Annotated in this window: 22 protein-coding genes and 1 tRNA gene; 17 read left to right on the top strand and 6 right to left on the bottom strand. The window is 54.5% G+C overall.

Features of this window, described 5'->3' with window-relative positions; genetic code table 11:
• The first annotated feature begins 101 nt into the window (after positions 1 to 101).
• Complete coding sequence (locus ACYVG7_RS05170; RefSeq protein WP_460882156.1) at positions 102 to 545, top strand: HIT domain-containing protein; 444 nt, start codon at positions 102 to 104, stop codon at positions 543 to 545.
• Positions 546 to 652: 107 nt separating this feature from the next.
• Here the strand turns inward: ACYVG7_RS05170 and ACYVG7_RS05165 are convergent, their stop codons facing one another.
• On the bottom strand, positions 653 to 1,762 hold the full coding sequence (locus ACYVG7_RS05165; protein WP_460882155.1) for an anhydro-N-acetylmuramic acid kinase: 1,110 nt from the start codon (positions 1,760 to 1,762) through the stop codon (positions 653 to 655).
• A 312-nt stretch (positions 1,763 to 2,074) separates the two neighbouring features.
• On the opposite strand from ACYVG7_RS05165, the gene tyrS reads away from it, so the two are divergent.
• Positions 2,075 to 3,274, top strand: coding sequence for a tyrosine--tRNA ligase (gene tyrS, locus ACYVG7_RS05160; RefSeq protein WP_460882154.1), 1,200 nt, complete (start codon positions 2,075 to 2,077; stop codon positions 3,272 to 3,274).
• Between the two features lie 250 nt (positions 3,275 to 3,524).
• On the top strand, positions 3,525 to 4,187 hold the full coding sequence (locus ACYVG7_RS05155) for a DedA family protein (protein WP_460882153.1): 663 nt from the start codon (positions 3,525 to 3,527) through the stop codon (positions 4,185 to 4,187).
• Positions 4,188 to 4,333: 146 nt separating this feature from the next.
• Here the strand turns inward: ACYVG7_RS05155 and ACYVG7_RS05150 are convergent.
• Both ACYVG7_RS05150 and ACYVG7_RS05145 read right to left on the bottom strand, forming a co-directional pair.
• Positions 4,334 to 4,409, bottom strand: a tRNA-Arg gene (locus ACYVG7_RS05150).
• 98 nt (positions 4,410 to 4,507) lie between these two features.
• Positions 4,508 to 5,662 carry a flagella assembly protein FlgT gene (locus ACYVG7_RS05145; protein WP_460882152.1) on the bottom strand — a complete coding sequence of 385 codons (1,155 nt, stop codon included), beginning with the start codon at positions 5,660 to 5,662 and terminating at the stop codon, positions 4,508 to 4,510.
• A gap of 139 nt (positions 5,663 to 5,801) precedes the next feature.
• Between ACYVG7_RS05145 and ACYVG7_RS05140 the strand changes: the two genes are divergently transcribed.
• Together ACYVG7_RS05140 and ACYVG7_RS05135 are read left to right on the top strand one after the other, a co-directional pair.
• Positions 5,802 to 6,416 (top strand): FlgO family outer membrane protein, encoded by a 615-nt coding sequence (locus tag ACYVG7_RS05140; protein WP_460882151.1) that lies wholly within the window; start codon positions 5,802 to 5,804, stop codon positions 6,414 to 6,416.
• Positions 6,417 to 6,423: 7 nt separating this feature from the next.
• A complete protein-coding gene (locus ACYVG7_RS05135; protein WP_460882150.1) occupies positions 6,424 to 6,849 on the top strand; it encodes an LPP20 family lipoprotein in 426 nt (141 codons plus the stop codon).
• Positions 6,850 to 6,946: 97 nt separating this feature from the next.
• Here ACYVG7_RS05135 and flgN read toward each other — a convergent pair whose 3' ends face one another.
• From flgN to flgA, 3 genes are all read right to left on the bottom strand, one after another.
• Complete coding sequence (gene flgN / locus ACYVG7_RS05130; RefSeq protein WP_460882149.1) at positions 6,947 to 7,366, bottom strand: flagellar export chaperone FlgN; 420 nt, start codon at positions 7,364 to 7,366, stop codon at positions 6,947 to 6,949.
• Positions 7,363 to 7,695: a flagellar biosynthesis anti-sigma factor FlgM gene (flgM, locus tag ACYVG7_RS05125; protein WP_460882148.1), complete on the bottom strand. Its 333-nt coding sequence runs from the start codon at positions 7,693 to 7,695 to the stop codon at positions 7,363 to 7,365. Before flgM ends, flgN begins: the two co-directional genes overlap by 4 nt.
• A gap of 87 nt (positions 7,696 to 7,782) precedes the next feature.
• Positions 7,783 to 8,505, bottom strand: a complete 723-nt coding sequence (gene flgA / locus ACYVG7_RS05120; protein ID WP_460882147.1) for a flagellar basal body P-ring formation chaperone FlgA — start codon at positions 8,503 to 8,505, stop codon at positions 7,783 to 7,785.
• 142 nt (positions 8,506 to 8,647) lie between these two features.
• Here flgA and ACYVG7_RS05115 point away from each other — a divergent pair, with 142 nt between their 5' ends.
• The 12 genes from ACYVG7_RS05115 to flgK all read left to right on the top strand — a co-directional run bounded on the left by ACYVG7_RS05115 (position 8,648) and on the right by flgK (position 20,303).
• Positions 8,648 to 9,559 carry a chemotaxis protein CheV gene (locus tag ACYVG7_RS05115; RefSeq protein WP_460882146.1) on the top strand — a complete coding sequence of 304 codons (912 nt, stop codon included), beginning with the start codon at positions 8,648 to 8,650 and terminating at the stop codon, positions 9,557 to 9,559.
• 20 nt (positions 9,560 to 9,579) lie between these two features.
• Positions 9,580 to 10,404 carry a CheR family methyltransferase gene (locus ACYVG7_RS05110; protein WP_460882145.1) on the top strand — a complete coding sequence of 275 codons (825 nt, stop codon included), beginning with the start codon at positions 9,580 to 9,582 and terminating at the stop codon, positions 10,402 to 10,404.
• A gap of 53 nt (positions 10,405 to 10,457) precedes the next feature.
• Complete coding sequence (flgB, locus tag ACYVG7_RS05105; protein WP_460882144.1) at positions 10,458 to 10,871, top strand: flagellar basal body rod protein FlgB; 414 nt, start codon at positions 10,458 to 10,460, stop codon at positions 10,869 to 10,871.
• Positions 10,868 to 11,290: a flagellar basal body rod protein FlgC gene (gene flgC / locus ACYVG7_RS05100; RefSeq protein WP_460882143.1), complete on the top strand. Its 423-nt coding sequence runs from the start codon at positions 10,868 to 10,870 to the stop codon at positions 11,288 to 11,290. The genes flgB and flgC overlap by 4 nt, the downstream gene beginning before the upstream one ends.
• Before the next feature lie 11 nt (positions 11,291 to 11,301).
• Positions 11,302 to 12,012 (top strand): flagellar hook assembly protein FlgD, encoded by a 711-nt coding sequence (locus ACYVG7_RS05095; RefSeq protein WP_460882142.1) that lies wholly within the window; start codon positions 11,302 to 11,304, stop codon positions 12,010 to 12,012.
• A gap of 24 nt (positions 12,013 to 12,036) precedes the next feature.
• Entirely contained in the window at positions 12,037 to 13,461 is a 1,425-nt protein-coding gene (gene flgE, locus ACYVG7_RS05090; RefSeq protein ID WP_460882141.1) for a flagellar hook protein FlgE, read from the top strand.
• A 129-nt stretch (positions 13,462 to 13,590) separates the two neighbouring features.
• A complete protein-coding gene (gene flgF / locus ACYVG7_RS05085) occupies positions 13,591 to 14,337 on the top strand; it encodes a flagellar basal-body rod protein FlgF (protein WP_460882140.1) in 747 nt (248 codons plus the stop codon).
• An 18-nt stretch (positions 14,338 to 14,355) separates the two neighbouring features.
• A complete protein-coding gene (flgG, locus tag ACYVG7_RS05080; protein WP_460882139.1) occupies positions 14,356 to 15,144 on the top strand; it encodes a flagellar basal-body rod protein FlgG in 789 nt (262 codons plus the stop codon).
• A 7-nt stretch (positions 15,145 to 15,151) separates the two neighbouring features.
• Positions 15,152 to 15,832 (top strand): flagellar basal body L-ring protein FlgH, encoded by a 681-nt coding sequence (gene flgH / locus ACYVG7_RS05075; RefSeq protein ID WP_460882138.1) that lies wholly within the window; start codon positions 15,152 to 15,154, stop codon positions 15,830 to 15,832.
• 9 nt (positions 15,833 to 15,841) lie between these two features.
• Entirely contained in the window at positions 15,842 to 16,942 is a 1,101-nt protein-coding gene (locus ACYVG7_RS05070) for a flagellar basal body P-ring protein FlgI (protein WP_460882137.1), read from the top strand.
• A 21-nt stretch (positions 16,943 to 16,963) separates the two neighbouring features.
• Positions 16,964 to 18,046 carry a flagellar assembly peptidoglycan hydrolase FlgJ gene (gene flgJ / locus ACYVG7_RS05065; RefSeq protein ID WP_460882136.1) on the top strand — a complete coding sequence of 361 codons (1,083 nt, stop codon included), beginning with the start codon at positions 16,964 to 16,966 and terminating at the stop codon, positions 18,044 to 18,046.
• Between the two features lie 142 nt (positions 18,047 to 18,188).
• Positions 18,189 to 20,303, top strand: a complete 2,115-nt coding sequence (gene flgK, locus ACYVG7_RS05060) for a flagellar hook-associated protein FlgK (RefSeq protein WP_460882135.1) — start codon at positions 18,189 to 18,191, stop codon at positions 20,301 to 20,303.
• Positions 20,304 to 20,343 lie beyond the last annotated feature (40 nt).

Below are 20,343 nucleotides of genomic sequence, written 5' to 3'. Positions count from 1 at the left end.
GAATGGCTTGCGCTGATGGATGGATGAATTGCCTTGCACCCATCGTTGCGGCGGGTAAGCTAGTCTGAAATCCTTCCCCTGCTTTGTTGATGAGATTGCCGATGGCTAAACAGAATGCTGCATTCCAACTCGACCCGACTCTGGCGGCCGATACGGTCTGGTTGGGTGATTTACCGTTAAGTCGGGTGCTGTTGGCCAAAGAGAGCCGCTATCCCTGGCTGATTCTGGTGCCACGGCGGGCTGGAGTCCGTGAAATCTATGAGCTCGAAGACGAAGCAGGGGTCTTGCTATCGGAATCTTGCAGTATTGCCCGTCTGATGCAGGTGTCGCTGATGCCGGACAAACTCAACATTGCCGCCATCGGCAATGTGGTGGAGCAGTTGCATCTGCACCATGTGGCACGGTTTCAGGAAGATGCCGCCTGGCCGAAACCGATCTGGGGTTTGCTGCCTCCCAAGCAGCACACGCCGGAGGCGCTGCAGGTGGCGGTAACCCGCTGGCAACAGTGGCTGGCCGTTTTGCCGGAGTTTGTACGCGCCGGTTGATTGGTCGTTAGCCAATTGAACGGGCGTCAGTCGCTGTCAGGATCCAATACCGCAAGGGCGCCTCGAGAGGCGCCCTTGGTCATGATGGCCGGCATTAAACCGGAACGTCAGCGCGCCGGACACAGACAGCCGAGGATGGCCTGACGACTGGCGCCGGTGACGGCGGAGAGATTACCGGCCCGGCCGTCGAGAAAACTCTTGGCCAGCCAAGCAAACGCGATTGCCTCGACCCAGTCGGGGTGCAGACCCAACGCATCGGTCGAGTCGAGCCGCCAGCCTGGCAATAGGTCCATCAGGCGATAGATGAGGGCGTCGTTATGTACACCGCCACCGCAAACAAAGAGCTCCGGTTCGGGAATGCCAATCGCCAACGGGCCTATGGCATCTGTGATGCTGCGGGCGGTGAATTCCAGCAGGGTTCGCTGCACATCTTCGGCGCGCATCGGTGGTCGTTCGGCCAAAAACAGCTCCATCCACGGCAGGGTGAAGGTTTCTCGCCCCGTGCTCTTGGGATGTGGCATATGAAAATAGGGGTGACCCAGTAAGCGCCCTAGTAATTCGGTGTTGACCCAACCACTGGCGGCCCAGGCGCCCTTGGGATCGTAACTGCCGCCCTTGTGCTTGCGATACCACTGATCCATCAGGGTATTTCCTGGACCGGTATCGAAGCCAAACACCTGATCATCCGGGCCTGGCAATACCGAGACATTGGCGATGCCACCAATGTTCAGGATCATCCGCGGCCCTTTCTTCGAGCCGAATACCGCCTGATGGAAGGCGGGGACCAGTGGAGCCCCTTGGCCACCCAGCGCCATATCTTTGGCGCGAAAATCACAGATCACATCGATGCCGGTTTCGACCGCCAGTCGGGCACCATTGCCGATCTGCAGGGTAAACCCTAATTCAGGGCGGTGACGTATGGTCTGGCCGTGGGAGCCGATGGCCTTGATCTGATTCGGATGATGGCCGGTTTTAGCCAGCAGAGCGCGCACGGCACCGGCAAAATGCACGGCCACGATCTGGTCCATTTCGCCCATGCGATCGATTTCATTCGGACCTGGGTTGCACAGGGCATGCAGACGATTGGTGACCTTGACGGGCCAGGGCTGCGCATGGCTGGCCAGCAACTCTGGACGCTCGCCATGAAAACGGACCAGTACGGCATCGATACCATCCATGCTGGTTCCGGACATCAAGCCGACATACAACTCACTCATGGGGCTGGCTCCTGACCGGGTTGTGATGTGGGTAAGCACTCACCAGAGGAGTCGCCGGAGCTGCTGGATAGCGAAGCGCCAGCGACCCGTGGCGACAAGAGCCGATGAAAACGATGTGAATGCAATCCGAAAATGCCATCTATTTAGTTACTACTTATTCAGTGCCGGATCAGGGCGAATGCTCGTCGAAGTTGTGCCACGCGCCTAGCGGCGTGAGAGGTCTTAGAACCGCGCCAGTTTACAGACTTTCCATTGCCGCCGCCATTCCGTAAGATGGGCGGGTTTTTTCATTTAGTCACGGAGTGCAGAAGAATGTCCCAGTTGGAAGCCGCATTGGCCGAAATCAAGCGCGGAGCCGAAGAGATACTGGTTGAATCCGAGTTGGTTGCCAAGCTCAAAGAAGGCCGTCCCTTGCGAATTAAATTGGGGATGGATCCAACCGCTCCGGACATCCACCTGGGCCATACGGTGATCCTCAACAAGCTGCGGACCTTCCAGGATCTGGGTCATGAGGTCATTCTGCTGATCGGTGATTTCACCGCGCTAGTCGGCGACCCATCCGGTAAGAACAGCACCCGGCCACCGCTGTCGGAAGAGGCGATCCAGGTCAATGCCAAGACCTATGCCGAACAGGCATTCAAGATCCTCGATCCGGCCAAGACCCGTATCGAATACAACTCCACCTGGCTCAAGGAGCTGGGCGCGACCGGCATGATCAAGCTGGCGGCCAAGCAGACGGTGGCGCGCATGCTGGAGCGGGATGACTTCAAGAAGCGCTATGCCGGTGGCCAGTCCATCGCCATTCACGAGTTTCTCTACCCACTGCTGCAGGGCTACGATTCGGTCGCGCTGAAAGCGGATGTTGAACTGGGCGGAACCGATCAGAAATTCAACCTGCTGATGGGCCGCGAGTTGCAAAAAGATGCCGGCATGTCGACTCAGTGCGTGTTGATGATGCCACTGCTGGTGGGACTCGATGGCGTCAAGAAGATGTCCAAGTCAGCGAATAATTACATCGGTGTCCATGATGCGCCCAACGATATGTTCGGTAAGATCATGTCGATCAGCGATGAGCTGATGTGGAACTACTATGAACTGCTCTCGGCTCGTTCTTTGACTGAGCTAGCGGAGTTCAAGGCCGGGATCGCCGCCGGTACTCTGAACCCGCGGGATGTGAAGATCTGGTTGGCCAAGGAGATCATTGCTCGTTTTCATGATGAAGCGGCAGCCGAATCGGCGCACAATGACTTCACCCAGCGTTTCTCCAAGAACGCCATTCCCGACGAGATGCCGGAAGTGACGGTGGCCGCCGACGCCGAAGGCATAGCAGTGGCCAATTTGCTCAAAGAAGCCGGCTTGGTTGAAACGACCTCGGAGGCACTGCGCATGATCAAGCAGAATGCCGTCAAGCGGGATGGCGAGGTGGTGAGCGATGGCAAATTGCTGGTCACCTCTGGCACCGCCGTCTGGCAGGTGGGCAAGCGTAAGTTTGCTCGCATCAGCGTGCAATAAGTGCCGCTCCGATAAAAAAAGCGCCTACGGGCGCTTTTTTTTTTGTCGGCTCTTGCCTGGTTAGTGGTATCCCTGGTGGTTTGGTTATTCCGGTACTTCAGCGTGAGCCTGGTTGTTTTTTTATCCGGCTGTTGAGCTGCGGTTGATGTTGGCACGGGTAAAATGCGCTCTGAGCGCTACCCCGTCAGGCTTCCTGTCGGCGCCTCGGGATTGGTGATGTGCCGAAAACCTATGATGAGAGTTGAACTCCATGCATGACATGTTGTTGGCGATTTGGAACCAGGATTTTGACCAGTTAGTGGCGCTTCATTCCGTGGGGCTGTTGATCAGTTGCCTGGTCGTCATCCTGTTTTTGGAGTCCAGCTTTGTGTTTCTGCCCTTGCCCGGTGACAGTCTGATGTTGTTGGCCGGTGGTTTGGTCGGCGCAGGGGTGTTGGGATCTGAAGTGACGCTACTTTATCTGCCATTAGCAGCCGGAGTCGGGAGTCTGCTGGCCTATCTGCAGGGTCGCGTCTTGCAAGGAACCGTGCTGATGGGGTATCTGCAACGGATTGTCCCGGAGCAGAGTCTGTTCCGTGCGACGCAACTGCTGTCACGGTATGGCTTTCTGGCCATGTTTTCGTCGCGTTTTGTACCTGTGGTTCGGGTGTTGACACCGATGTTGATGGGCATGGGAAAACTGCCGCCACTGCGCATGGCGGTGGCCAGTTTTGCCAGTGCCTTCTTGTGGACTCAGCTGCTGAGTCTACTGGGCCAGGGCATGATGTCGATCCCGCTGTTTATCCGGCATCAAGAGTTGCTCACCCGGCTGCTACTCACCGGCTCCTTGTTACTGTTTGTCTGCGCCGTCGCTGCGCTCGGTATGCGCTTTGCCCACAGTAACCCACAACGACATCCCCCGCGAAACGGTTGAGCCAATGCCAGTAGCAGGGCTGCCGCGCAGCGTTGTGCGGCAACTGTTGCCGTATTGGCCGGAACATTGGCCCTCGGGGTTTGGTGCTATGTTCCAGGCGCTGTGTTCCAAAAGCAAAAAACGCAGCCTCGGGCTGCGCTTTGTTATGGTGTCCCCGCCGGGAATCGAACCCAGATCGGTCGCTTAGGAGGCAACAGTTTTATCCAGTTAAACTACGGGGACTTAGGCCTCCAGGCGTGAGCCCAAGGCGGCGGGCATTATAACAAAGCAAACGTTGAAAGCCAGACTGGATGTACAATACACCCAGTCTGATCAGTGGGTTATTCCAGAATGGCCAGATCATTGATCTGGATGTTGCCGGCCGCATAGCGGTTCAGCGGCATCATGATGGCGTTATTGTCATACACTCGTTTGACTTCCATCTGCCCCATCGCCGGGTTGCGAACCGTTCGTTCCCGGCCATAGCCATCGGTGAAGTTGGCTTTGTGTTCGATGTAGAAGCGCTCGCCAGTCTTGATGCCGTGACGCTTCCCCAAATTGATATGGTAGTTGTCGCCATCGATGCGCAGAATGCGCGCCACCGGATTGGTACACTGTAATTTCATCTGCATATCCTGTACGGCCCGATTCAGTTGAGCTGTGATTTCCTGACCATACGCCGAACTCCAGAAGCGTTGTGAAGCCACGTCGACACTCTCTTGCTTGGCAAAATCCCAGATGGCTTCGGTTTCATAGTGCGGTTGATCGACCAGCTCTCCGGTCAGGCCATCAAACAGATACAACTGCAGGGTAAAGTGACGGATGGGATCGTGCAGCCATTGTTCCAGCATATTGCCATCGGCATCGCGCAACGAAATATCCTCCAGCACACCAAACAACAGATACTGGCTATCGGTTTCGGCGGCCAGACTTTGCATCTGACCGATGTAACCCGTTTCGCCTTGCTCCAGTCGGCGCGGGTCCAGCCCGAGGTTGGCGTCCAACCAGCGGCGAGTGACAAAATTCTGGCTTAATTTTCCCAAGCGGCTAAATATTTGACGGGTCAGCTCGCGATGCAAGTCGAATAATTGGCCGTAGCTGGCCTGTTCTGGATTGGCAAAGCGAAAGCGAACCAGCGTGATGCCCTTGGCATAGCTGGCACCGGCGCAGCGAGTGCGATCCGCAACTATATAAGCGCGGAGACTGACACTGAGTCGCCCGTTGCGGACTTCTTCTTGCAACAAATTGTATTGGCGGATCTCGCTGTTGGCGCGGATCTGGAACTGATCCCGGGTCAGGGCGCCATTGCTCAGGCTCTGGATGCTGGATACCGATGCGCCTGCCTGCAACATGGCTTGTCGTAGGGCGTCCTGGGTGGCTTGAGCCCGGGCTTCATCCTGATCGCCATTGATGATGGGGGCACTGCCACTAGCGGTGATCCATTGTGCGTATACTGGCCATGCCAGCAGGAATATCAGCCAAATCCATCGTTTCATGGTATTCATCTTGCTAGGGATTTGAGCAGGTAAATGCATTTTGTATGCCGAACCTTAAAAGGTGCAATTCCGGCTTAAGGAATGCATGGTCTGGCCGATACAGGTGAAACGCCGAATAACAAACAGGTTGGAACTCGTCATGAAAAAAACGGCCTTATGGATGTGCTTGTTGTTGCTGAGTGGCTGCTCCTCAGAATCTGCCAGCCAGGGCGACCCTTATTCCGTCGAGGGCGGTGAGCTCAATCGCCTGGTGTCCTCTATGGCGGATCGGCTGTTTACCAATAAGCTGGCTGGCAATACGACTTTGTCGCCGATTGCGGTGACCTCGTTCGTCAACTTGAATACTCTGGAAAATACCAACTGGTTAGGTCAACAGATCGCGGAAGACTTTGTCCATGAGTTGCATCGTCGAGGTGAGGTGGTATTGGATTATAAGCTGACCGGCAGTATCAAGGTTACGCCGGAAGGGGACTTTGTGTTCAGCCGCGACTGGACCGAACTTTCCAAGCGAGTACCCGCTTCGCGCATACTCACTGGAACCATGTCCCGGAATGAAAAAGGAATTGTCATCAACGCTCGCATTGTCAGCCTGAAGACCCGGATGGTCGAAGCGACGGCACAAGGTTTTGTGCCGACCAGTCTGCTCAAGGGCGGGCTCGACTCAGGACGTGCGGTGACCGTGACCAAGGGCATGATTGTGCGTGGCGAGTTCCCGTATGGACAATACAGTAACTCGGTGCCATTAACCCATTGAGGCGAATATGATGTGGAAACAGTGCCTGATCGTTGTGAGCCTGTTGTGGCTGGGTGGTTGCTCACAAAATGGCGTGACTCGATATCAGGTCGAGGAGCCGGAGCGTTTTCCAATCCTGCGAGCGATTGGTTATGCGGTTGTCGATGTGCAGCCTGGCCCCAGCCAAGGTGAGAAGATGTTACAGGCAATCCGGGCATCCAAGCTGGATGCCTATCGCGAACTAACCGAACAGGTGTACGGCCAATCGCTACAGGGCTCCACCACCCTGCGTGACGCAGTGCAAACCAGTAATCAACTACAGGCCTCGGTGGATGGCATGGTGCGCGGCGCTCGGGTTCTCAAGAGCTACCCGATGGACAATATGTACGCCACCGAATTGGAGCTGGATACTCGAGTCTTGTTCGATTTGTATAAGCTGCAGGGGGCCTTCTAGCGGAACCTGTGCTGACGACTTACTGCAACTATAAAAACGCCAGGTAACACCTGGCGTTTTCATTTCTCAATCGAGCTACTACTGGAGCAGGTGATGTTTAGGCTTTTAAGTTGAGATTCATATTACCAGCGGCATGGGCCGAGCCCTTGCTGTCATAGGTCATACTATTGCGATCCCGGATCTGGGTGAGTACTCCGGCCAAGCGACGATTGGATGCCAGACTCAGCTCCAGCAGCTTGCCATTGACTTCATTGCGCTCTTGGCACTGCCGCAGTTTTTCGACCAGATGCTCTTTTTGCGCGGAAAGCGGACCATCGAGTTGCGGCTGATCCGGATGTTGGCTGATAGAGGCATCATTGCGCTGGAGCTGTTCAAGCAGGAGTTGTTTCTTGCTGGCAATATCGGGAAGGGAAAGCGCTTGACGCTGCTTGAGAAGGACAAACTCTTCCTCCAGCAGCAGCATCATGTCATCCAGCAATTTATCTTGCTGCAGCAGCAGCTCATTGAGTCCGGTCATCGGGTCAGTGAATCCAGATTGGATTCCAGATCCAACATCTTCTGGGCTACCCGCTGACTATCGACGCGATAGTCGCCCTTTTCAACGGCGGCCTTGAGTGCTTCAACCTTGCTTTGATTGGTTGATGGCGCATCTTTGATTCGTTGCTGCAATTTATTCAGCCCCTGAGCCTGATCGGTAAGCAATACCGCATCTTGGCGTGGCTGGCTTTTTGCCTGCGCGTCAACCTCTGCCGGATTGCTGACGTTCGAACTGCTTTGGCTTGCGGTTCCCGTCGTGATCTTACCGGAATGGTTGTTCATCAGGTTGTTGACGTTATGAATGGCCATGATGAGCTACCTATTGTTTGCGTAATTCGCTTCTAGCCTGCTTATCGGCTATCGAGGGACTAACTTTAGGAAAAAAGTAAATCTGTTTCACATTTTTACCTTCACCTGGCCCACGGCTTCGACCGTTGCTGTGATGACCCGTTTTGAGCGAAGATTTTCAACCCGGATCGATTGGCCAAAGGTACCATCTTGCAGGGCTTTGCCACTGGTTTTAATGGAAAGCGCCGATGTTGTCGCTTCAATCTGCACAGTATCATCTCTACATACTACACAGATTTGATTTTGTCGCACAGGCTGGCCTGGTCGCAGATCGCGTTTGCTGCGGCTGCCAATTAACGGTTCAATTTCAGTAAAGCTGTCACCCCGCATCATCACTTCATCCATGAAGTCTAGCTTTAGATTGGCGGCTGTCAGGACGCTACCCTTGGTGATGGCATCGGCGACTGTCACAAAAGGACGGAGAACGGTAACCCGGACAGGAACATACACCTCCCAGCGTGGCTCGGCTTCACAAATGAGCCTGACCGTAGTATTTCGTTTGATATCGCCATTTCCGGCTACACTAGCTGTAAGGTTCTTATCGCATGGGTGCATGGCGTGGCGGGTATCGATCGTTGCTGCCGTGACGTCGACCTGACTGGTTGGGTCTATGACCATCTGGCTATAGATAAATTGTTCAGCCAGTGTTCGCATCTGCTCGGTGATTGTCTCGTCGGCATGAAGGCTATTTGCGAGCAGGAGTGTTGGCAAGATCAGACTATGACGACTAATCATGTTCAAGTGCTTGCTGATAAAGCAAAATAACGACATATAAGAATCTACTATCCTTGCAATAAGACGATGACCCCGTGGATGATACAGGCATCGTGAAGAATAACCGCCTGCAACAACCGCTTTGCCTGTGGCTGGGTAATGCAGGATTGGTGCCACCGGCCTCAAAATGGAGAGAATTATGGCGAGTATCCTGGACTCAGTAAATCAGCTGACCCAACTGGTGGGACAGAACCGCCTTGAGTTGTTGCTCTTTCGTTTGAATGGACGGCAACGATTTGGCATCAACGTGTTCAAGGTGCGTGAAGTGTTGCAATGCCCGCAACTGACGGTCATGCCGAAATTACATCCTTATGTCCGGGGTGTTGCGCACATCCGCGGTCAGACTATTTCCGTGATTGACTTGAGTCTGGCAACCGGCGGGCGTCCTATCGCCGATATTTCCAAGTGTTTTATCATCATTGCGGAATACAATCGCTCGGTGCAGGGATTTTTGGTCGGCTCTGTTGAACGAATCATCAACATGAATTGGGAGTCCATTTTGCCACCTCCCAAGGGGGCGGGTCGCTTCAACTATATGACGGCTGTGACCGAGGTGGATGGCGAATTGGTTGAAATCTTGGATGTGGAAAAAATCCTGGATGAAATTTCGCCCATTAACACCGAAGTCAGTAAAGAGTTGGTTGCCGAAAGTCCGAAGCATGATCCTCACGGCCGTCCGGTTCTGGTTGCTGATGACTCCTCGGTTGCGCGTAAGCAAGTTGAACGAGCCTTGAATACCATTGGCGTAAAATGCCTGCTGGCCAAAGATGGCAAAGACGCGCTGAACATGTTGAATGATATGGCCAAAAAGGGACCCATCGAGGATCAAATCGCCTTGGTTATTTCCGATATTGAGATGCCGGAAATGGATGGTTACACCCTGACCGCTGAAATCAGAAACACCCCCGCACTCAGAGGCTTGCATATCATACTGCATACCTCTCTCAGCGGCGTGTTCAACCAGGCAATGGTACAGAAAGTGGGAGCTAACAATTTTATTGCCAAGTTTAACCCGGATGAATTGGCCAAGGCCGTTCAGGATGCGATGTAATCAACCAATGCAGAATTTTAATGAAGACACTGTCCGAAGACCTATATAAACAGTTCAGTGCCTTTTTGGAGGCCCAAAGCGGTATTGTGCTGGGTGCCAATAAGCAGTATCTGGTCAAGAGCCGACTTGCCCCCCTATTGGGGCAGTTCGGTGCGGCCACACTCTCTGATCTGATCAAGCGCTCGATGGATCCCAAGGAACGGGATCTTAAGATGACTGTGGTTGATGCCATGACGACCAATGAAACGTTATGGTTTCGAGATGTTTATCCTTTTCAATTGCTTACCGATAAAATTTTTATTGAGCTGGGAAAGGCCGGTCGCCCGTTGAAGATTTGGTCGGCCGCGAGTTCTTCAGGGCAAGAGCCTTATTCCATCGCCATGACGGCGCTGGAACACCAGTTCAAGAGGCCAGGAACCTTACCTGGCGGGGTGCAGATTGTCGGTACCGATATTTCGGCCTCGATGTTGAATCAATGTAAAGAGGGGATTTACGATAGTCTGGCGCTGGCGCGGGGCTTGTCGCCAGAGCGAAAGCGTCAATTTTTCGAGCCTTATGGCGACAACAAGATGCGGGTCAGCGAACGCGTCAAAAAATTGGTGAGTTTCCGGCCCTTCAACTTGCTCGACAATTACAGTCTGCTGGGTAAGTTCGATATTATTTTTTGTCGCAACGTGCTGATCTACTTCGCTCCAGAAGTGAAGTCCAAGATCCTCAACCAGTTTGCTTCTAGTCTCAACCCTGGCGGTTACCTGATGCTGGGGGCTTCGGAATCCTTGACCGGCCTTACCGATCGGTTTGAGATGATCCGCTGCAACCCCGGTATTGTCTACAAAGTCAAATAACCTTCCTCTTGTCATGGCACACCTTTTGCAAAGTTATTTGCAGGAGGTGCGCCATGGCCATTTCATTTGATAAAGCGTTTGGGATTCATCAGTACACCATCGGAGCTCGATCCGCTCGAGCAGAGGTGCTGGCAGCCAATATTGCCAACGCTGATACTCCCGGATACAAAGCTCGAGACCTCGACTTCTCCGCAGCACTGGAGCAGGCGCAATCTCGTACCCAAAGTGGTTTCGCTCTCGCGACATCGGATGCTCACCATATTCAGGGAAGCAGCAGCTCATCCCTAGCTGGAAGCGTCAAGTATCGTGTTCCAAATCAACCAGATACGGGAGATGGGAATACGGTGGATGTGCAACAGGAGCGTACCTCCTTTATGGAAAATGGGCTCGAATACCAGGCGTCTCTGGAGTTTCTTAATAGCCGTATATCTGGTTTGCTCAAGGCGATTAAAGGAGATCAGACATGAGTCTGTTCCGTATCTTTGATATAGCGGGTTCCGCAATGAGTGCACAATCGGTGCGTTTGAATACGACTGCCAGTAATTTGGCAAATGCCGAAAGTGTCAGCTCCAGTGCGGAAACAACTTACCGCGCCAGGCGGCCAGTTTTTGCCTCTGCGTTGGCCGATGTGATGCAGGGCGAAAAAGAAGGCTCTGTTGGAGTTGAGGTCAAGGGGGTATTGGAAAGCCAAGCCCCCCTGTTGCGTGAGTTTAATCCGACGCATCCGATGGCTGACAAGGATGGATTTATTTACCGCCCGAATGTCAATCCGGTAGAAGAGATGGCCGACATGATGAGTGCCACTCGCTCCTACCAGACCAATGTTCAGGTTGCTGATTCTGCCAAGCAGATGTTGCTGCAGACACTACGCATGGGCAAGGGTTGAGGAGGTAGAGCGTGAGTACAGTCAATAACACCACCAACAGCTCGCTGGATGCGTTGCGCTGGCAGACCGAAGCTAAGACCGACACGGCGGTGACGACCAACAAGAAGACGCTGGAGCAATCCGACTTCTTCAAGTTGCTGAGTAATCAGTTGGCTTTTCAGGATCCCTCCAAACCGGTCGACAATAACCAGATGGTTAGCCAAATGACATCGTTCAGTACCCTGCAGGGGATCACCGATATGACCAGTCAGCTGAAGAGCCTGAACTCGGTCATGACGTCGAATCAGGCGCTGCAGGCATCGACTTTGGTCGGCAAGAAAGTGCTGATGCCCAGTAATGAGGGTTATGTCAACGGCAGTGACGGGATCGATGGCAAGTTAAGTCTGACCAACGGTGCAACCGACATCTCGATCCGTGTCGAGAACAGTAGCGGTGAGCTGGTTAAGACCTTCACCTTGGCCGAATCACAAGGCAAGACCCTGACCGGTAATGTCGATTATTCCTGGGACGGCACCAACGAAAGCGGCGAGAAAGTGCCGGCCGGCAAATATACGGTGAAAGCCAGCGGATTGGTGAACGGTAAAACTGAAGAGTTAACCTTGGCCAACTATGCCCATATTCAAAGTGTCAGCCTGGGCTCCAGCAGCTCCAGTGATGTAGTGTTGAATCTGCGTGGCATGGGTGGATTGAAATTGAGCGATGCGATTGAGGTCGCTTCGTAACGTCGTAGTAGAAGGAGCAGAATTATGTCATTCAATATTGCCCTCAGTGGTATTAACGCGGCGCAGAAGGATCTCGACGTTACGGCGAACAACATTGCCAACGTCAATACCATCGGCTTCAAGGAGTCCCGTGCCGAATTCGCCGATGTCTATGCCTCATCGCTGTTCACTGCCACTCGGACAAAAACTGGGGACGGGGTAACGACCGGCGCTGTGGCACAGCAATTCCACCAGGGAGCCCTGCAGTTCACCAATAACCCGTTTGATTTGGCCATCTCTGGTCCGGGGTATTTTGTGACTTCGGCAGAGAGTGGCTCACTGGATTTCTCTTACACCCGGGCCGGGGCGTTCAAGCTGAACAAGAGCAACTTCCTGGTGGACTCCTCCGGTAACTATCTGCGCGGTTTTCCGGTGAACAGCGATGGTACCTCGACCTCCGTCAGTCTGGGGACCTCGACGCCGATCCAGATCCCGGAAACCGCCGGGACACCGGTATCCACCAAGAATATTGATATCGCCCTCAACCTGAGTAGTAAGGATACCGCGAAGGATTTAGCCTTGTTCGATCCGACCGATCCCAAGACCTATAGCTCATCCACCTCGGTGACCACCTATGATTCCCTGGGTGAGCCACATACCGTGGCGATGTATTTCGTCAAACCCAAGGATGCGGCCTATACCGGCAATAACAACTGGACCATGTTCACTACCGTGGATAACAAACCGGTCAATATGTGGGATACAACAGCAGGTGCGGCTGTTTCTGGTACATATCAAGTCGACGCCGACAAGGATGGAGCTCCAGATGGCGCTCCAATCGATGCTAAAGTTACCTACAACGGCAATCCCTGGACCGGTGCTGTGATCACCTTTGATGACCTTGGGGTGATGAAGAGTACGACCCCGGCCGATCTTAATACCCAGGCACTGGGGGTGGATGATCCCTCGAGCGCGCTGGCAGGGGATGGCGCCAATGTGCTGGGCTTGGGGGCCGACGGCACCCAGCGGTTCAAGTTGAACTTTGATACCGCCAAGACCACACAGTTTGGCTCTAAATTTGAAGTAACCAGTCTGGAGCAGGATGGTCTGACGGTTGGCCGTCTGACTGGCGTCGATGTCGGTTCGGATGGCTTGGTCAAGGCGACCTACTCCAATGGTACCTCACAGCCTCTGGCGCGAGTGGCCATGGCACGGTTCTCCAACGAGCAGGGGCTACGTCAATCCGGGAATACCTCCTGGAAGGAGAGTCAGGATTCCGGCGTGGCGCTGGCGGGTGAGGCCAATACCGGAACCTTTGGTGCCATCAAGTCGGCGGCACTGGAGCAATCCAACGTCAACCTGACGGCGGAGCTGGTGGATCTCATCACGGCCCAGCGTAATTTCCAGGCCAACTCGCGGGCTCTGGAGGTCAACAATACCTTGCAACAGAGTATCTTGCAGATCCGTTAACGTTAACCGATTGTTTTTTGAGGCGGCAACTCTTGCCGCCTCATTCATTTCTGCGTTTTTACCTCATTTCTTTAGTCCTTGGCATTCTACTTGCTAGTTAAGGTTAACCACCAAAACCGGGAGTGCCTTATGGACCGTCTGCTTTACATCGCCATGTCGGGTGCCAAAGAAAACATGAACAGCTTGGCTGTGCGCGGCAATAACTTGGCCAATGCGGCAACTGTTGGTTTCAAGGCCGATCTGGAGCAGGCTCGCGCCATGCAGGCGTATGGCGAAGGACTTCCTTCCCGCGTCTTCTCGATGACGGAAAGCCCGGGGCAACGCATGGATCAGGGCGGCCTGATGACAACAGGACGTGATCTTGACGTCGCCATTCAGGGCGACGGTTGGTTGACGGTTCAGGATGGTGATGGCAAGGAGGCATATACCCGAATGGGTAACTTGCGCGTTTCACCATTAGGCACCCTGCAGACCAGCAGCGGATTGAATGTTCTCGATGATGCTGGGCAGCCGATCATTTTGCCATTGCCGATGGAAAAAATTGAAATCAACCAGGACGGCACCGTCATCGGACGCCCTGAGGGCGCGACTGCGGATACGGTCGAGGAATACCAGCGCATCAAGCTGGTCAACCCGGATATCAAGTCCATCAGCAAGGGACAGGATGGCCTGTTTCATCGTAATGATGGCAAGAGTGAAGCCGCGACCGATCAGGTCCGTCTGGTCAGCGGCGCACTGGAAGCCAGTAATGTGAATGTGGTTGATGAAATGACCAACCTTATCCGTTTGCAACGTCAGTTCGAGACCCAGGTCAAGATGATGCAGACCGCCGAAAAAAATGATGAAGCGCAGAACCAGCTGCTGCGAATGAGCTGAGTACGCTAGGAGGATTCTATGATTCCCGCTCTGTGGATTAGTAAAACCGGTCTTGATGCCCAGCAAACCAATATTTCGGTGGCATCCAACAACCTGGCAAACGCCTCGACGGTCGGTTTCAAAAAAGGTCGAGCGATCTTTGAGGATTTGCTCTACCAAAATATCAATCAGCCGGGTGGTCGCTCATCGGCGGACACCACACTTCCCTCTGGCCTGATGCTCGGCGCCGGGGCCAAGGTGGTTGCGACCCAAAAGAACTTTACCCAGGGTAGCGTGCAGACCACCGATAACTCACTGGATGTGATGGTGCAGGGGCGTGGCTTCTTCGAAATCCAGATGCCGGACGGCAGTACCGCGTATACCCGCAACGGCCAATTTGCCCTTAACTCCGAAGGGACGATTGTGACCCCAGGTATGGGCTATCCGGTACAACCGGAAATCCAGGTGCCACAAGATGCCGAGAGCATCACCATCGGGGGGGATGGGCAGGTGTCAGTCAAGATCAAGGGCCAGGCTGAATCCCAGGTGATTGGTCAGTTTACCCTGACTGACTTTGTCAATCCGGGTGGCTTGCAACCGATCGGTGAGAACCTGTACGCCGAGACCCAATCCAGTGGTGCAGCACTGCAAGGTGTTGCTGGAGCCGATGGTCTGGGGGTGATCAAGCAGGGGATGCTGGAAGCGTCCAACGTCAACGTGACGGAAGAGTTGGTGAATCTGATCCAGGCGCAACGAGTGTATGAGATGAACTCGAAGGTTCTGACCACTGTCGATCAGATGATGTCGTTCTTAACGCAACGGACTTAAGAGGTGCATGATGACTCGCCGTCCCTATTTATTCCTGATGACTCTGCTGCTGGCCGGTTGCACGTCGCTGCCGAATGCTCCGAAGCCGGATGACCCCTCATTTGCACCGACGATCCCCGAGGATGACATGGTCAACATAGATCCCAGTGGATCCATTTTTAATCAGGGGCAGGTCAACAGCATCTATTCCGATATCAAGGCGCATCGGGTCGGGGACTTGATCACGGTCCAACTGTCGGAATCCACCACCGCCAAGAAAAATGCGAACTCCCAGCAGGGTAAAAATTCAGATCTGGGGCTCGATGCGCTGAAGATGGGGGGGGACACAGTCACGCTCAATGGCTATGACACCAGTGTCAGCATGGGGGCCACCAACAGCTTCAAGGGACAGTCCAAGGCCGATCAGAGCAATAGTCTGCAGGGCAACATTTCGGTCAGCGTGATCCGCGTACTGCCCAACGGTAACCTGATGGTTCGTGGCGAGAAGTGGTTGATGCTGAACAACGGTAACGAATATATCCGTATTACCGGACTGGTGCGCTCCGAGGATGTGAATGCCGACAATACCGTGTTGTCGCAACGCATTGCCAATGCTCGTATTCAATATGGTGGCACCGGGGATTTTGCTAACAGCCAGGAACGTGGCTGGTTGGCACAGTTCTTCAATGGTCCCTTCAGTCCCTTCTAGGAGATGGTCATGAAGAAATTTTCGACTCTATTACTCGCCGCAAGCGTCATATTCCTGACGCTGCCAACCGAGGCGGCACGGATCAAGGATCTGGCCAAAGTCCAGGGCGTCCGCAGCAACCAGTTGATCGGCTACGGTCTGGTGGTGGGCTTGCCGGGGACCGGCGAGAAGAACAACGCCTTCTCCGAGCAGACCTTTCGCACCATGCTGAATAACTTCGGCATCAAGGTACCGGATAACCTCAAGCCGAAGATCAAGGATGTGGCGCCGGTGGCTGTCCATGCCGACTTGCCAGCCTTCTCCAAACCAGGCCAGACCATTGATGTCACTGTCTCGGCGATTGGTGAAGCCAAGAGTCTGCGGGGTGGTACCCTGCTGCAAACCTTCCTCAAAGGCGTTGATGGCCGCGTTTACGCGTTGGCGCAGGGCTCTTTAGTGGTTGGTGGTTTGGGGGCCGAAGGGGCTGACGGCTCCAAGGTGGTCATCAATACGCCCACGGTGGGACGCATTCCTAATGGTGCCAGCGTGGAGCGGGAAGTACCGAGCTCATTCAATAATGGCGATACCATCACCTTTAATCTGAACCGCTCGGATTTCACCACCGCCAAACGGATGACCGATGTCATCAATGGCTTGGTCGGCGCGGATACGGCTCAGGCCCTGGATGCGACCTCGGTTCAGGTCTATGCCCCTCGGGATCCCTCCCAGCGGGTGTCGTACTTGGCGACCTTGGAAAATTTGGAAGTCGATCCGGCTGATGAGTCCGCGAAGGTCATCGTCAACTCGCGTACCGGCACTATCGTCATCGGCAGTCAGGTCAAACTCAAACCAGCGGCGATCACCCATGGCGGTCTGACGGTCACCATCTCTGAAAATCCCCAGGTCTCGCAACCGAACGCTTTCTCCAATGGCGAGACGGCTGTGGTACCCAACTCCAGCATCAATGTGCAACAGGCTGATAGTCGCATGTTCAAGCTGGATACCGGCAATAGCCTGGATGATCTGGTGCAGGCAGTGAATCAGGTGGGTGTTGCCCCCGGTGATTTGATGGCCATTCTGGAGGCGCTGCAGCAAGCTGGCGCGATCCAGGGTGAGCTGGTCATTCTCTAGGCTAGGTTTCAGGAGGCGGTTATGGACAAGTTGAAGACGGATATAGGGCTAGTACAGGATATCCGCGGACTGGATCAACTACGCCAACTGAGTAACAAGGATGAAGCCAGCCAGCAACAGGCTCTGGAAGCTGCGGCCCGGCAGTTTGAGTCCATCTTCAACCAGATGTGGGTTGGTAGTATGCGTCAGGCGAATGAATCCTTAGCACCTGATAGTCCGCTCAATAGCCGCTATAGCCAGTTTTATCAGGGCATGTTGGATGAACAAATGACTTCAGGTATGGCGAGCCCGGGCGGCAATAGCAGTCTGTCCAAACTGATCGTCAAACAGTTTACTCAGCCGGTTACTACTCAGGATGCCTCGCAACCCCGTCAGCTGAAAATGCCGGAGGAGCGGGTGCCTGTGATGCGTCGCTTCGCGCGCTGGGAAGATCCGCGCAATGGGCAAACGACAGAATCTGGCGCGGATATTGCTAGTCTTAAGAATGCCCAGGGTGCGGCGTCAGAAAAGGATCACGACCTCGTTTCTTCCGGGGTCGCAGCCGCCGAACGCTTTGTCGCTCGCTTGGCCAAGATGGAAAGCAATTTCCAGCGGCCGTCGGCGACAGGATCCGGCAACGGGGCCTTCTCTTCACCGGAAGAGTTTGTCCGGCAGTTGTTGCCAGCGGCACGTCAGGTGGCCAAACAGATTGGTTTGTCACCGGTCGCCTTGTTGGCTCAGGCGGCTCTGGAAACCGGGTGGGGCAAGCGCATGATCCCCTCCGCGGATGGCTCGCCGAGTCGCAACTTGTTCGGCGTCAAGGCCGGTAGTCAGTGGCGGGGCGCCAGTACTCAGGTCAACAGCCTGGAGTACGAGAATGGTCAGGCCGTGATGCGCAAATCCGCGTTTCGCCGCTACGACAGCTTTGTCCAGAGCATGCAGGATTATGTGGATCTGATTGGTACGCACGAACGATATGGCAAGGCGCGGGAAGTGGCGAATGATCCAGAAGCCTATTTCGATGCTCTGCAGCAGGCCGGTTACGCCACCGACCCGCAGTATGCCAAGAAACTGAAACAAGTGCTGCACAGTGATGCCCTGAAGGATCTCTGGCAGAGCACGTAACACCAAGGGGAAAGAACCATGTTGCGCCAATTGACCGCCTGTCGAGAATCAGACCCCCGTCGGCTGAACAGGTGGTGTGCCAACCCGGTTCGTTTCTGTCGTGCCCTTCTCGGGCGAGCCAGTATTCAGGGAGATATGCATCATGGCTGATCTGCTGCAGATAGGGCTAACCGGCCTGAATGTATCCCAAACTGGCTTGACCACCACAGGTCACAACATCTCCAACATCAATAACAAAAGTTATAGCCGCCAGGTGATGACAGCGGATACGCTGGGCAGCCAACGGATCGGTAACGCCTTCGTTGGTAGCGGTGCTCAGGTCAAGGCGATTGAGCGTCAGTACGACCAGTTCGCCTATAAAGAAAACCTGATCAACACCACCAGTCAAAAATACTATGAGACGCGCTATGTGCAGGCGCAACAGCTGGATTCTCTATTAACCAGCGAAGACACTTCTGTTTCTGCCGATATGTTGACCATGTTCGGCTCCATGAATGGGGTGGCCGATCATCCAAATACTTTGGAGGCTCGCAAGGTGTTCCTGCGCGATGCGGGCAACATGACCAGCACCTTCAATCGTATCTATGATCAGATGCAGTTGCAGTACGACAGCGTCAACGATGACATCAGCAAGACGGTCACCCAGCTCAACACCTTGGCCACCTCGCTGGCCGATGTGAATAACTCGATCCTGGCGGCGTTGGGCGGCGATCCGAATCGCAGCGCCAACGATTTGTTCGATCAACGGGATGAACTCGTGCGTCAGGTCAGCGAGATCGCCAACGTCTCCGTGATCCCGCAAGCCAATGGCATGGTCAATGTCTCCATCGGTACTGGCCAACCGCTGGTTCTGGGATCGCAGGCCACGACGTTCGGGGTCGAGATCGGCGATCCGGATCCGCAGCACATCGGTCTGGTGATCGACAATGGCTCGGCAAAAATACCGCTGGATGGCTCCGTGATTGGCGGCAAATTGCAGTCGTTATTCGAGTTCCGGGATCAGGTGCTGGAACCGGGTATGAACGAGTTGGGACTCAATGCGTTGGCGATCGCTCATTCCGTCAATGAACAACAAAAGCAGGGGCTGGATCTGGATGGCCAGATTGGTAGCCCGCTGTTTACCGATTTTAACTCCGCCAGCAGCGAACACAGCCGCGTACTCAGTCATGGCGACGGTCTGGGGACCGCGACCATGGGGGTGCGTATCGATGATCTGGGTAGCCTCTCGGGAAATGAATTCGAACTCAAGGTCACCACGTTCAATGCGGGGCCGCCGCAACAGATCCAGTTTTCGATGACCGACAAGATGACAGGGAAGATCCAGACCTTGCCTGCGGCCGGACCGCTGGATCTATCAACCGGCCAGCGCCTGGAGGTGCCGGGCGAGGGGTTTTCCATCGGCATCGAGAACATCGATCTTGCCGATCCGGTTCAGGTGGGCAAGACCTTCACCCTGCGACCGACCCGCACCGCGGCTCAGGATATCGGTGTCATCACCACGGATCCACGCAAGGTCGCAGCTGCCGATGCCGAAGTGAAAGTGGCGACTACCGCCACCAATACCGGCAGCGGTGAGCTGAGTATCAAGAGTATTAACAGCCGCAGTGATGTTCTTTACCTCACTAAGGATAACCCCTACACGGTAGCCTTCACCGGGGTAACGGCAGGTCCTTCTACCGTGTATGAATATGAGATGCGGGATAAGAATGGTGTGGTGATGACGGTGCCGCTAAATGCCCCACCAGGAGCCTATACAGTCACTGATAATACCGGTGCGACGTTGACCTTGAACCCGGGCGATCCCATGACCGGCTTGGGTATTGTTCTGGATCCGCTAACGCAGCGGCAGACGGTCAATGTTGCCGGTATTACTCTGGAGTTGGATGGCAAGCCGGCATCCGGGGACAGCTTCACCTTAAGTTTTAACCAGACCGCCGATGGCGATAACCGCAACGCCTTGGTGATCGCCGGCTTACAGAGCCAGAAGCTGCTCAAAAGCGGTAAGCAAACCTTTCAGGATAATTATGCGGCCTTAGGCTCCGAGATTGGTTCTGTGAGCAAAAATGCCAAAACCAGCATGGAGGCATCGGGAGCGTTGCTGGAGCAGAGTACCACCCGGGTGCTCGCCACGGCGGGGGTCAGTTTGGATGAAGAGGCGGCTAATCTCATCAAGTTTCAACAGAGCTATAGCGCATCGGCCCGGGTCATTACCGTGGCCGGTGAGTTGTTCAGTACCTTGCTGCAGTCCTTCCGCTAGTTTCATCCCTTTCTTTCGATGCATAGCTCCGGCGGCATAA

It is taken from the genome of Pseudaeromonas pectinilytica (assembly GCF_054780855.1).
The sequence above is the reverse complement of the archived record's forward strand: the minus strand, read 5'-3'. Positions and strand labels throughout refer to the sequence as shown.